The 11,736-nt window shown below is 69.4% G+C and carries 9 protein-coding genes; 2 read left to right on the top strand and 7 right to left on the bottom strand.

What is annotated here, in order from left to right; translation table 11 throughout:
• Nucleotides 1–9 precede the first annotated feature (9 nt).
• On the bottom strand, nt 10–1,047 hold the full coding sequence (locus AB0K12_RS41705; RefSeq protein ID WP_364573629.1) for a LacI family DNA-binding transcriptional regulator: 1,038 nt from the start codon (nt 1,045–1,047) through the stop codon (nt 10–12).
• A gap of 183 nt (nt 1,048–1,230) precedes the next feature.
• On the opposite strand from AB0K12_RS41705, the gene AB0K12_RS41700 reads away from it, so the two are divergent.
• Complete coding sequence (locus AB0K12_RS41700; RefSeq protein WP_364573627.1) at nt 1,231–2,244, top strand: DUF4331 family protein; 1,014 nt, start codon at nt 1,231–1,233, stop codon at nt 2,242–2,244.
• Between the two features lie 6 nt (nt 2,245–2,250).
• Here AB0K12_RS41700 and AB0K12_RS41695 read toward each other — a convergent pair whose 3' ends face one another.
• From AB0K12_RS41695 to AB0K12_RS41670, 6 genes are all read right to left on the bottom strand, one after another.
• A complete protein-coding gene (locus tag AB0K12_RS41695; RefSeq protein ID WP_364573625.1) occupies nt 2,251–3,132 on the bottom strand; it encodes a carbohydrate ABC transporter permease in 882 nt (293 codons plus the stop codon).
• Nucleotides 3,132–4,073 carry a sugar ABC transporter permease gene (locus tag AB0K12_RS41690; RefSeq protein ID WP_364573623.1) on the bottom strand — a complete coding sequence of 314 codons (942 nt, stop codon included), beginning with the start codon at nt 4,071–4,073 and terminating at the stop codon, nt 3,132–3,134. The genes AB0K12_RS41695 and AB0K12_RS41690 overlap by 1 nt, the downstream gene beginning before the upstream one ends.
• A gap of 75 nt (nt 4,074–4,148) precedes the next feature.
• Nucleotides 4,149–5,552 carry an extracellular solute-binding protein gene (locus tag AB0K12_RS41685; protein ID WP_364573621.1) on the bottom strand — a complete coding sequence of 468 codons (1,404 nt, stop codon included), beginning with the start codon at nt 5,550–5,552 and terminating at the stop codon, nt 4,149–4,151.
• A 154-nt stretch (nt 5,553–5,706) separates the two neighbouring features.
• Nucleotides 5,707–7,830: an alpha/beta hydrolase-fold protein gene (locus tag AB0K12_RS41680; protein ID WP_364573619.1), complete on the bottom strand. Its 2,124-nt coding sequence runs from the start codon at nt 7,828–7,830 to the stop codon at nt 5,707–5,709.
• Between the two features lie 184 nt (nt 7,831–8,014).
• Nucleotides 8,015–9,004: a LacI family DNA-binding transcriptional regulator gene (locus tag AB0K12_RS41675; protein WP_364573617.1), complete on the bottom strand. Its 990-nt coding sequence runs from the start codon at nt 9,002–9,004 to the stop codon at nt 8,015–8,017.
• A 123-nt stretch (nt 9,005–9,127) separates the two neighbouring features.
• Nucleotides 9,128–10,168 (bottom strand): substrate-binding domain-containing protein, encoded by a 1,041-nt coding sequence (locus tag AB0K12_RS41670; RefSeq protein WP_364573615.1) that lies wholly within the window; start codon nt 10,166–10,168, stop codon nt 9,128–9,130.
• 169 nt (nt 10,169–10,337) lie between these two features.
• Here AB0K12_RS41670 and AB0K12_RS41665 point away from each other — a divergent pair, with 169 nt between their 5' ends.
• Entirely contained in the window at nt 10,338–11,645 is a 1,308-nt protein-coding gene (locus AB0K12_RS41665; protein ID WP_364573613.1) for a sugar ABC transporter substrate-binding protein, read from the top strand.
• Nucleotides 11,646–11,736 lie beyond the last annotated feature (91 nt).

Raw genomic sequence — 11,736 nt, 5'->3', positions numbered from 1 at the left:
TGATCGACGTCATGCGATTCGGCGGCCCGCGGTGCTGGCGTCGACCGCCAGCCGCCAGGGCGCCTCCAGGTGCACGGGCTCGCCCGCGCCGCCCTCGACCCGCTCCAGCAGCCGGGTCACGGCCAGCTCGGCGATGCGCCGCTTGTCGGGTTCGACGGTGGTCAGGGCAGGGTTGGCGTACCGGCCCTCCTCGATGCCGTCGAAGCCGGCGACGGCGACGTCCTCGGGGACGCGCAGCCCGGCGGCGAGCACGGCGTGCACGGCGCCGATGGCGAGCAGGTCGTTGGCGCAGAAGACGGCGTCCGGCGGCTCCGGCAGGGCGAGCAGGTCTTCCATCGCGCGCCGGCCGTCCTCGCGCTGGTAGTGCCGGACCCGTACGGCCAGCTCGGGCCGGTAGGGCAGCCCCGCGTCGGCGAGCCCCTGCTCGTACCCGGCCGCGCGATGCACCGAGGTCTCCCGCCCGGCCGGCGCGTCGAGGGCGTCGGGCGGCGGCGGGTGCGGCACGCCGATGACGGCGACCCGGGTGCGGCCCAGGGAGGCGAGGTGGGAGGTGACCGCGCGGGCCGCGGCGGTGTCGTCGATGCCGACGTGGTCGACGTCCGGCAGCCGCAGCTCTCCCAGCAGCACGGCAGGGCAGTCGCCGGCCCAGCGGCGCAGCTCGTTCCCGGTCAGGCCGATGGGGCTGAAGATGAACCCGTCGAACAGCGCCGACCGGTCGCGCCGCATGAGGATCTGCCGTTCGCGCTCGGCCATGCCCTCAGTGCCGTCGATGAGCACCGTGTAGCCGCGCTCTTCTGCCTGGTCGACCACGTGGCCGGCCAGCTCGGTGAAGTACGGCACGTCGAGCGGCAGCACGAGGGCGAGCAGCCGGGACCGGCCCAGGTTGAGGCTGCGGGCGGCGACGTTGGGACGGTAGTCGAGCTCGTCCAGCACGCGCTGCACCTGGGCCCGGGTGTGCGGCGAGACGTGCGGGAAGTTGTTGACGACGTTGGACACGGTACGCACGGAGACCCCCGCCAGCTGCGCCACGTCCCGCTGGGTGACCACGACCGCCCACCTCCTCGCAAAACGCTCTTTGCCGCGTGGCAAAGGCCACTTTGCCACGCGGCAACATCACTCCTCAAGACCCGGCAAGCGGACAACTGCGGCTTTCGCCGCCGTTTGCCACCTCTCACCTAGCGTGACAAGGAAGGTCTCGCAACGAACCGGCAGCCGCTGGGAGGATCAGTCATGTCCAACCACTTCACCGGCCTCAGCCTCGGGCCGCCACTCGGCGACCAGCGCCTCGACCTGTGCGACCTGTACGCCTTCCAGGCGCCGGGCGACCCGGGCAGGACGGTGCTCATCCTCAACGCCAACCCCAACGCCGACGCCCTGCACCCGGACGCCGTCTACCGCCTGAACATCGACAACGACGGCGACTATCTGACCGACATCGCGTTCAGCTGGGTGTTCGGCGAGCCGGGACCGGACGGCTCCCAGACCTACAGCGTGTACCTGGCGACCGGCGAGCAGGCCCGCGACCCTGAGCCGGGCGGCACCGAGATCGTGCAGGACGCCGGCGTCTCGTTCGGCCCCGAGGCGAACGTGGTGACGGCCGGGCATCACATCATCGCGGCCGGCAGCCGCAGCGACGCCTTCTTCTTCGACTTCGACGGCATCAAGAACCTGTTCGACACCAGCGGCAAGCGCAACTTCACCGCGCCGCACCTGAGCGGGACGTCACCGTGGACGGGCGTCGACTCCAACGTCACCGCGAACGTCTTCTCCATGGCCGTCGAGCTGCCCACCGACGCGCTGGCGCCCCGGCCCGAGCTGCACCTCTGGGGCCGGTGCAGCGTCCGCCGCGACGGCCGGCTCGTGCACGTGGACCGGGCCGGGCACCCGTCGATGAGCAGCTTCTTCAACACCGACGACACCAAGGAGGAGTACAACGCGAGCGAGCCGGCCGGCGACCGGGAGCGGTGGACCGACCCGTTCGTGCACCTGCTCGGCCACACCGGCGGCTACTCGCGCGAGGAGGCGATCGCCGCGATCGACGAGCACGGCCTGCTGCCGGACGTGCTGCACTTCGACCCGGCGAAGCCGGCCGCCTATCCCAACGGCCGGACGTTCACCGAGGACGTCATCGACATCCGCGTCGCGTTCCTCACGAAGAACGAGGCGCCGCCCACCGGCCTGAGCCCGCACACCGACACGCTCGACCGGTTCCCCTACCTGGGCGATCCGCACCCCGCGTCCTGAGAGCTCCTAGCGCAGGCCGCCGACGGACAGGCCGCCGCGCCAGTGGCGCTGCAGGACGAAGAACGAGATGACGAGCGGGATGATCGACACGAGCGCGCCGAGGATGATGAGGCTCCACAGCGAGGTGGTGCCCGCGTTGTTGGCCGAGGCGATGCCCTGCCAGAGCCCGAGCCCGACGGTGACGGGGAAGAGCCGGTTGTCCGACAGCATGGCGAGCGGCAGGAAGTAGTTGTTCCACGAGGCGACGGCCGACAGCAGCAGCACGGTGACCACGGCGGGCCGCATCAGCGGGAACGCGACCCTGATGAACGTGCGGATCTCGCCGGCCCCGTCGGCGCGGGCCGCGTCCAGGATCTCGTTCGGCACCGCGTCGCGCGCGTAGACGTGCATGAGGTAGACGCCGAACGGGTTGAGCAGCGACGGCAGGATGACCGCCCAGATCGTGTTGGTCAGCCCGAACTCGGAGAACATCATGAACGTCGGGATCACCAGCGCCGTCGCCGGCACCATCAGCGCGCCGAGGACGAGCGAGAAGCTGAAGCGCCGGCCGGCGAAGCGGTACTTGGCGAACCCGTAGCCGGCCATGACGGCCAGGACGGTCGCGCCGATGCCGCCGGCCAGGGCGTACAGGGTGGAGTTGAGTATCCACCTGGCGTAGATGCCGTTGTCGTAGGTGAACAGCTGCTGCAGGTTGCCGAGGTAGTCGACGTTGCCCGAGAACCAGAGGGTGTTGCCGCCGGAGAACAGGCCGGCCGCGTCCTTGGAGCTGTTGACGACGACCCACCAGAACGGCACCAGGAAGTACACGACCAGGAAGGCGAGCAGGAGGTGCAGGGGCAGGTTGCGGTTCGGCCGGCGACGGGTGCCGGCGGGTGAGCGGTCACTCATCACAGGAAGGTCCTCCGCTTGCGGGTGAAGAACAGGAAGGCGTAGACGCCGGCGAAGATGACCCCGCCGAGGGCGAAGGAGATCGCCGATCCGTAGGTGAAGTTCGCCAGGCCGAAGGCCTGCTGGTAGGCGTACATGTTGGGGGTGAAGTCGGGGCCGATGGTGCCGGCCGCGAGCGAGCGCAGGATCTGCGGCTCGTTGAAGAACTGCAGGGTGCCGATGAGCGAGAAGACGAGGATGAGCAGCAGCGCGGGGGCGATCAGCGGGATCTTGATGCGCAGCGCGATCTGCCGGCCGCCGGCGCCGTCCATGCGGGCGGCCTCGTAGAGGGCCGGGTCGATGCCCTGGAGGGCGGCGTACAGGATGATCATGTAGTAGCCGGCCCACTGCCAGGTCACGATGTTGACCAGGCCGTAGAAGATCAGGTTGCTGCTGAGGAAGTCCGGCGCGGTGGTGCCGAACAGGCTGAAGATGTCGGTCAGCGGGCCGAAGCTCTTGCTGTAGAGGAAGCCCCACATGACCGCGCCGATGACCGTCGGGATCGCGTACGGCAGGAAGATCATCAGGCGCGAGAAGCGGGCGAACCGCGAGGTGACCGAGTCCAGGATCAGGGCCATCACGAGCGCGACGATGATCTGCAGCGGGATGGAGACCAGCGAGAAGCGGATGACGAACCAGGTGCCGGACAGAAAACTGGGGTCGGTGAACGCCTTAACGTAATTGTCGAGGAAGACGAAGCTGGTGCCGCCGATCAGCCGCTTCTGCCACAGGCTGAGATAGAAGGCGTAGCACAGCGGCGCGATGAGCAGCGCCAGGAAGACGAGCCCGAACGGCCCGACGAAGAGCCACCCCATCAGATGCTCGCGAAGGCGCACCTTGCCGCGACTGCTCGATTTCCTGTCCTGGGTGCGTGGCGCACTCTTCTCCATCATGATGGTCATTTCTGGCTCCGGGGAAGACTGAGGGTCGGATACGGGCCGGCCGCCGCACGACTGGCGGCGGCCGGACGCGTCACGTCACTGGACGGTGAAGCCTTGTTCCTTGGCGTAGCCGGCCACGTCCTCCTGCAGCCGGTCGGCGGCCTGCGCGGCGGTGACGGAGCCGTCGATGAGCGCGCTGACCTGCTTCGTCATGGCGTCGAAGTAGTACTGGCCGAACGGGCTGTAGGTGACGCCCTGGTAGGCGTTCGCCGCCGGGACGTACACCTCCTTGTTCGCCTGCTGGCCGTCGAAGAACTCGACCTTCAGCTCCTCGAACGCCGGGTCGTTCAGCGCCTTGAGGTTCAGCGGGAAGATGATCTGGTTGGTCCAGCCGTCGGTGAGCGACTCCTTGTCGGCGTAGAGCCCATAGGCCACCTTCGCCGCCAGCTCCGGGTTCTTGGCCTGGGTCGTCACCGAGAACGCCGACCCGCCCCAGTTGACCTGCACCGGGTTGGCGGGGTCCCACTGCGGCAGCGGCGCCACCGCGAACTTGCCGGTGTCCTCGCCCTTGCCGACGCCGGCGCCGGTGAGGTAGCCGGGCGCCCAGGCGGCCGAGATGTAGGTGGCGTACTTGCCGTTGATGACGCCGGAGATGTATTCGGGCGTGAACTGGTCCTGCGTGCCGACCAGGCCCTTGCCGGCCAGCCGCCCCCAGTACTCCAGCACGTCCTTGGAGGCCTGGTCGTTCAGCTTGATGCCGATCGTCTCTTTCTGCGCCGGGTCGTAGGTGAAGGGCTTGGCGCCCTTCTGGATCTGCAGCGCCATGGTGAGCGCCGAGACGTTGGCGGCGAAGTCGCCGAAAGCCGGGCCGCCCGCGTCCTTGACCTTCTGGGCCGCCTCCTCGTACTCGGCCCACGTCTTCGGCGGCTTGATCTTGTACTTGTCGAAGATGTCCTTGCGATAGATCATCGCCAGCGGGCCGCCGTCGACCGGCACGCCGTAGATCGCGTCACCGACCGAGACGTCCTTCCACGCGCCGTCGCCGTAGTCGGCCTTGACGGAGTCGTAGCCGTACTGCTTGATGTCGACCAGCGCGTTCTGGATCTGGAAGGTCGGGATGCGGTCCATCTCGATCATGATGACGTCGGGTGCGCCGGTGCCCGCCGCGATCGCCGTCTGGAACTTCTCGTACTCGTCGCTGCCCTGGCCCACGTTGGTCCAGCAGACCTGGACGTCGCTGCTCTGCTTGTTGAAGTTGTCGACGACGAGCTGCGTGTTCGGATACCAGCCCCACATCGTGACGACCGGCAGGTCCTTCTTGGGGATGGTGTTCGTGCAGTTGCTCGCGCTGTTGCCGTTGTCGTTGGTGGCGCCGTTCGTGGCGGCCTTGGTGGCGTTCGCGTCCGTGCCACCGCCGCCGCCCGGGTCGGGAGCGCAGCCCGCGAGCGCGGTCGCGGCGGCGAGCAGGAGCGCCGCGGTGGAGAGCCGTGTCTTCTTCATGTGGTGTTTTCCTTGCGATCGCGGCGCACGCGGGGATTCGTGCGCCACCGGTGGGGCCGAGTGATCGGCGGACGGGGCACGGATGGCTTCCGTGCCCCGTCGCCGGTCCTCATGTGAGCGCTAACACGGCTCTGCCGGGGCAGAACCGCCTGGCTCAGCGCTTGAACAGGCGGGGTGCCAGGTCGATGAGGTTCTTCTGCCAGACGTCCCAGCCGTGCGGTCCCGGGGTGACGCCGTCGAACTCGTAGCGGATCCCGAGGTCGTCCAGGGTGGCCAGGGTGGAGGCGAGCGACGGGTAGACGAAGTCCGTCTGGTCGCCGATGTAGAGGCGCAGCAGCTTGGTGCCGCTGTTGATCGCCTCGGCGTCGACGCCCGCGCCGCTGCCGAAGCCGGCCGAGAACGCCGCGATGTACGCGAACCGCCCGGGATGCGCCTTGAGCATGCCGAACGTCTGGCCGCCGCCCATCGACAGCCCGGCCAGCGCCTGCTGCGACGGGTCGTCAGAGATGTTGTAGCGAGCCTGGGCCGCCGGGGCGATGTTCTCCAGCAGCTCGCGGTTGAAGTCGGAGACGTTGCCGTTGCCCATCACCACGACCATCGGCACGATCTTCCCGTCGAGGAAGTGATGGTCGAGGATCTGCTTGGCCCGCCCCATCTCGGTCCAGTCGGTGTAGTTCTGGCCACCGCCGTGCTGGAGGAAGAAGACGGGGTACGGTTCCGCGCGGTCAGGGTCGTAGCCCGGCGGGGTCCACACCAGCGCGGTCCGCTCCTGGTTCGCGACCGTGCTCTGGTACGTCAGGCTCTCCACCTTGCCGCCCTGGCCCTCGGGAACGTCCGTGAGCAGGCGGGCCTGCTCGCCGTTGACGAGGAAGGTGCTCCAGGTCGGCTCGGTGGTGACCTTGGTCGGGTTCGACGCGTCCTTGATCGAGGTGCCGTCCACCATCAACCGGTAGTAGTAGAACCACGGGTCGAGCGGGCCGACGGTCCCCCGCCACCGGTCCCCCGCCTTGGTCAGGTGGATGCGCAGCCAGCTGCCGCCGGGCGCCCAGTTCGCCCACACCTTGACCTGCTTGGCGGCGGCGAACTCGGTGGTGGTCTCGAACGTGACGAAGCCGTCGTCGGTCACGAACGGCGTCGGCGTCGTGCCCGGAGGCGGCGGGGCGAACTCGCCCTTCAGCCTTCCGTGCCCGTCGCTCGGGCCGTGATCGCGGACGTTGCGGAACAGGCGCGGCAGGAAGTCGATCAGGTTCTCCTGCCAGGCGTTCCAGTTCGCCCCCGCGTCGGGGTTGACCCCGTCGAACTCGTAGGAGACGCGGGCGCGGTCGAGCGCCTTGGTGAGCCGGACGGTCGCGTTGTACGCCGGGTCCGTCACGTTGCCGGTGTAGAGGCGCAGCAGCTTGAGGTGCGGCTTGGGCTTGCCGGCGGCCTCGGTCAGCAGGCCCGAGAACGAGCCGGCGTAGGCGTACTCGGCGGGGTGGCCGAGGGCTGCGCGCAGCGCGTTCGTGCCGCCCTCGCCCGCGCCGGCGATCGCCTGGTGGGCGGGGCCGCGGTGGACGCGGTAGCGGCCGGCGACCGCCTTGCTCAGCTCCTTGCCGCTCTCGCCGATCACGACCACCATCGGCTCGATGGCCTTACGGGCCGACAGGTTGTCGAGGATCTGCTTGGCGCGGCCGAGGTCCAGCCAGTCGCCGGCGGCGATGCCCGCGGTGTCGAGGTAGAGCACCGGGTACTTCTTGGCGCCCTTGCCGGTGTAGCCGCGCGGCGTCCAGACCAGGGCCGAGCCCTTGGCGTAGGTGAGGGTCTCGACCGTGCCGCCCTGCCCCTCAGGCACGTCCGCCAGCGGGGCGGCCTGCTCGCCGGCCACGAAGAACGTGCTCCACAGCGGCTTGGAGGCCACGGTGGTGGCGTTGGTCGGGTCCTTGACGCCCTTGGTCTCGTCGGCCGTGACCTGGTAGGTGTACAGGCCCGGCTTGAGCGGGCCGAGCACGCCGGAGAAGGCGGCACCTCGGCGGGTCAGCCCGAACTCCGCCCACGCGGCGGAGGGCCCGAAGTTCCCCTCGATGAGGACCGACGACACCGAGCCGCCGACGGCGGCCTCGACGGCGGAGACGGGAACGGTGAACGAGGCGTAGCCGTCCTCCGAGACGGCCAGCCACGGGGTGTCGGCGATCGCCGGTCGCGGGGCGAGCACCGCCACCGCGAGCGCGACGAGGGCCGCGGTGATCGCGGCGGTGAGCCGGAGCAGGCGTGACCTGCCGTGATATTCTAACGAAGGCATGCAAAAACTCCCTTGACGGCCGGCCACGGTTGCAGCCCGGATGGTCGGCCTGATTCATGCGGTGGACTCTGTGTTGTGGGTGTTTCGCACCTCCATTCCGTCGTGGGATCCGCTTGCCCGCCTGACGCCCGTTGCCGCGGGTGTCAGGTGCGGCGTGACGCCACTACATCGCGTGGCTTCACGATCACATGGCGCTCCTCGGCGGCGCGGTCGAGCCGCGCACGATCAGCCGGGTCGGGAGCACGATCTGGCCGGGGCCGTCCCAGCCGCCGCGCACCAGCGCCTTGAGCATGCGCGCGGCCTCGAGGCCGAGCCGGTACACCGACTGGTCCACCGTGGTGAGGCCCGGCTGGGCCAGCGCCGACTCGGGGATGTCGTCGAAGCCGGCGATCGACAGGTCGCCGGGGACGCTGAGCCCCAGCTCCTTGGCGACCTCCAGGGTCTTCAGCGCCATCCCGTCGTTCGCCGCGAAGATCGCGGTCGGCCGGTCGGGCCGCGCCAGCAGCGCCCGCGCGAGCGGCGCCGCGGAGTCGGGGTTGAAGTCGCCCTGCGCGATCAGGGAAGGGTCGGCCGGGACGCCCGCGCGGGCCAGCGCCTTGCGGTAGCCCTCCTCGCGTGACCACGAGGCGGCCAGCTCGGCGCGGCCCGCGATGAACGCGATGCGCCGGTGCCCGAGGCCGAGCAGGTGCTCGACCACCGCGGTGGCGCCCTCGAAGTTGGCGGCCGTGACCGACGGCACCTGCGAGTCCTTCGCCGGGTCGATGGCGACGACCGGGATGCCGCTGCGGATCTCGCCCGAGGGCGTGACCACGATGCAGCCGTCGGTCAGCGTGCCCGCGAGGCGGGCCAGGTGCCGCTGCTCCCATCCCTCGGCGTAGGTTCCGTACAGGTCGCTGTCGGCGTAGATGATCAGGTCGAGGCCCGATCGGCTCAGGGCGTCCATCACGCCCTTGAGCACCTCGGCGGTGTAGGACTGGAAGCTGTGCGTCACCAGGCCGAGCACGTCGGTCCTGCTGCGCCGCAGGCTGGTCGCCACCAGGCTCGACTCGTAGCCGAGCCGCTCGATCGCCGAGCGGACCTGGGCGATGGTGCGCGCGCTGACGCCGTACCGCCCGTTGACCACCCGGGAGACCGTCGTGGTCGAGACGCCCGCGAGCCGGGCGACGTCGCTCATGGTCACGGGCGAGCCGCCCAGGGCCATACCGCCTCACTAGGGGGAATCGTTATCGGTTACGTTTGCAGCAGCAACGTAAGCGATAACGTTCACAGAAAACAAGAGTAACTTTCGGCGATCTGATCAGGCGGGGGCCGGGCCCGTCGAGTCGCGGACGCTGAGGCTGGTCGCGAGCTGCAGGTGCCGGGAGGCGGGCTGGACGCCCTCGGCCATGCCGAGCACGGTCTCCACCGCCATCCGGCCCATGCCCTCCAGGGGCTGGCGGACGGAGGTGAGGCGCGGCGTCGTCCACTGCGTCTGCGGCGTGTCGTCGAAGCCGGTCACCGACAGCTGCCCCGGCACGGAGATGCCCAGGTCACCGGCCGCGGCGAGCACCCCGACCGCTATCTCGTCGTTGCCCGCGACGATCGCGGTGGGCCGGTCGGCGAGCGCGAGCAGGTCGCGGCCGTGGCGCCGCCCCGCCTCGACGGAGAACGCCTCGTGGCGGACCAGCGCGCGGTCAGGGGTGACGCCGGCCGAGTCGAGCGCGGCCTGGTAGCCGTGGAAACGTTCGAGCGAAGGGGCCGAACCCAGCGGGCCGCCGATCCAGCCGATCCTGCGGTGGCCGAGCTTGATGACGTGTTCGGTCGCGGAGCGGCCGCCCGCCCAGTTCGTGGAGCCGATGCTGACCAGGCGCGACTCGGTGGTGTCGATGGGGTCGATCGTGACGATGGGCAGGCCGAGGTCGTCGGCGGCGAGCAGCACCGGGTCGGGCACGGCGACGGCCAGCGCGATCACGCCGACGACACCCGACGCCTGCTGCTCCTCGACCCAGGTACGGGCCGCCGTACGGCTGGTGCTGACCGGCTCGCCGGGCGGCAGGCGCAGCAGCAGCTCGGCCCGCGCGGTGGTCGCGGCCAGCAGGATGCCCTGCAGCACCGTGCCGGCGTAGCGGGACTCGACGATGTCGAGCACGGTGACCAGCGTGTTGTCGCGGGACTGCTCGTGCCGGACCGCCGTCGGCTTGTAGCCGATCTCGGCCATGACGCCCAGCACCAGCTCGCGGGTCTTCGCGCCCACGTCGCTGCGCCCGTTGAGCACCTTCGAGGCCGTCGTCGGCGAGACGCCGGCCAGCCGCGCGACGTCGGCCAAGGTGACGCGCTCAGAACGACCCCGTCGTCCCATCAAGGCTCCTTCCGGGCTTCCACCGAAATTGTTTCGTAAACCTACCACGGCCCCGATCGCGCAGGATCACCCGTTGACACCGGACAGAAACGACACCTATGGTCCTCCGCAACACCGAACATGTTGCGAAAGAATTTCGTAACCGGCTCAGGACGAGAGGCGAGACCCCATGCGGCTCTCCCGGAAGCTCAAACTCCTCTGCGCGGCACTCATGCCGATGCTCGCGCTGACCGCGTGCTCGGGCGGCGGCGGACAGGCAGGCGCGGACGGCGGCGAACAGGTGAAGATCACCGTCTGGAGCTGGGACGGCACCGTCGAGCGCGCCGTGCCCGGTTTCCAGGCCGCGCATCCGAACATCAAGGTCGAGGTCGTCAACGCGGGCTCGTCGCAGGACGAGTACAAGGCGCTCGACAACGCCATCCAGGCCGGCTCCGGCGTGCCGGATCTGGTGATGTTCGAGTATTTCGCGGTGCCGTACTTCGCGGTCCCCGGCAAGCTGGCCGACCTCGGCGAACTCGGCGCGGACAAGCTGAAGGCCGACTACGTGCCGGCCGCGTGGAACGACGTGACGGTCAACGGCAAGGTGTACGCGCTGCCGTCCGACTACGGCCCCTCGGCGATGTTCTACAACGAGGCCACGCTGAAGAAGGCCGGCATCGACGAGCCCCCGGCCACGTGGGAGGCGTACTACGAGGCGGCCAAGAAGATCCGCGAGCTGGGCGACGACTACTACATCGCCCAGGACACCGGCGACATCTTCTTCCTGCTCTCGCTCATCTGGCAGGCCGGCGGCCGCCCCTTCAAGGTGGACGGCACCAAGGTGCACATCGACTTCACCGACCCCGGCACCACCAAGGCCGTGGCCTTCTGGCAGAAGATGCTGGACGAGGGCCTGATCAACACCAAGATCACCGGCTGGTCCGACGACTGGAACCGGACGCTCAACGACGGCACCCTCGCCACCCAGACCATGGGCGGCTGGCTCACCTCAACGCTGCCGGAACGCGCGCCGAAGGCCGCGGGCGACTTCAAGGTGGCCCTGATGCCGCAGTGGCAGGAGGGCGAGAAGGTCGGCGCGGCGAACGGCGGCAGCTCGTTCGGCATCCCCGAGGCGGCCGAGCACAAGGAGGCGGCCTTCGCCTTCCTCGAATACTTCGCGCACGGCGGCGGCCTGCAGACCCGCGTCGACTCGGGCGCGTTCGTGCCGAACCTGTCGGTGCTGGAGAACGAGACCTTCACCGGCAAGGCCAACGAGTATTTCGGCGGCCAGAAGGTCGGCGGCGTGCTCGCCGAGGCCACCGAGATCGTCGCCGACGACTGGCAGTATCCGCCGTTCTTCGAGTGGGCGCGCTCGATCTACGGCGACCTCGCCTCGCCGTTCTACACCACCGGCAAGGGCTCGCTCGCCGAGGTCCTGGAGCAGTGGCGGCAGCGCTGCATCCAGTACGGCAACGAGCAGGGCTTCCAGGTGGACTAGGCCGTGTTTCGAAAGATCACGTGTGAGGCGTGTCGGTGATCGTTGAACGAAGAGGTCTCCGGTAGTTGGTTCAACGACCAAGAAGAACGAA

The organism is Nonomuraea sp. NPDC049419 (genome assembly GCF_040676995.1).
Classification (GTDB): domain Bacteria; phylum Actinomycetota; class Actinomycetes; order Streptosporangiales; family Streptosporangiaceae; genus Nonomuraea; species Nonomuraea salmonea.
This window is presented reverse-complemented; position numbering and strand designations above follow the sequence as displayed.

What these genes read in the sequence shown, in the direction of transcription:
- AB0K12_RS41680 (WP_364573619.1), bottom strand. Translation starts at nt 7,830, where the DNA reads ATGCCTTCGTTAGAATATCACGGCAGGTCACGCCTGCTCCGGCTCACC.
- AB0K12_RS41675 (WP_364573617.1), bottom strand. Translation starts at nt 9,004, where the DNA reads ATGAGCGACGTCGCCCGGCTCGCGGGCGTCTCGACCACGACGGTCTCC.
- AB0K12_RS41685 (WP_364573621.1), bottom strand. Translation starts at nt 5,552, where the DNA reads ATGAAGAAGACACGGCTCTCCACCGCGGCGCTCCTGCTCGCCGCCGCG.
- AB0K12_RS41700 (WP_364573627.1), top strand. Translation starts at nt 1,231, where the DNA reads ATGTCCAACCACTTCACCGGCCTCAGCCTCGGGCCGCCACTCGGCGAC.
- AB0K12_RS41665 (WP_364573613.1), top strand. Translation starts at nt 10,338, where the DNA reads ATGCGGCTCTCCCGGAAGCTCAAACTCCTCTGCGCGGCACTCATGCCG.
- AB0K12_RS41670 (WP_364573615.1), bottom strand. Translation starts at nt 10,168, where the DNA reads ATGGGACGACGGGGTCGTTCTGAGCGCGTCACCTTGGCCGACGTCGCG.
- AB0K12_RS41690 (WP_364573623.1), bottom strand. Translation starts at nt 4,073, where the DNA reads ATGACCATCATGATGGAGAAGAGTGCGCCACGCACCCAGGACAGGAAA.
- AB0K12_RS41695 (WP_364573625.1), bottom strand. Translation starts at nt 3,132, where the DNA reads ATGAGTGACCGCTCACCCGCCGGCACCCGTCGCCGGCCGAACCGCAAC.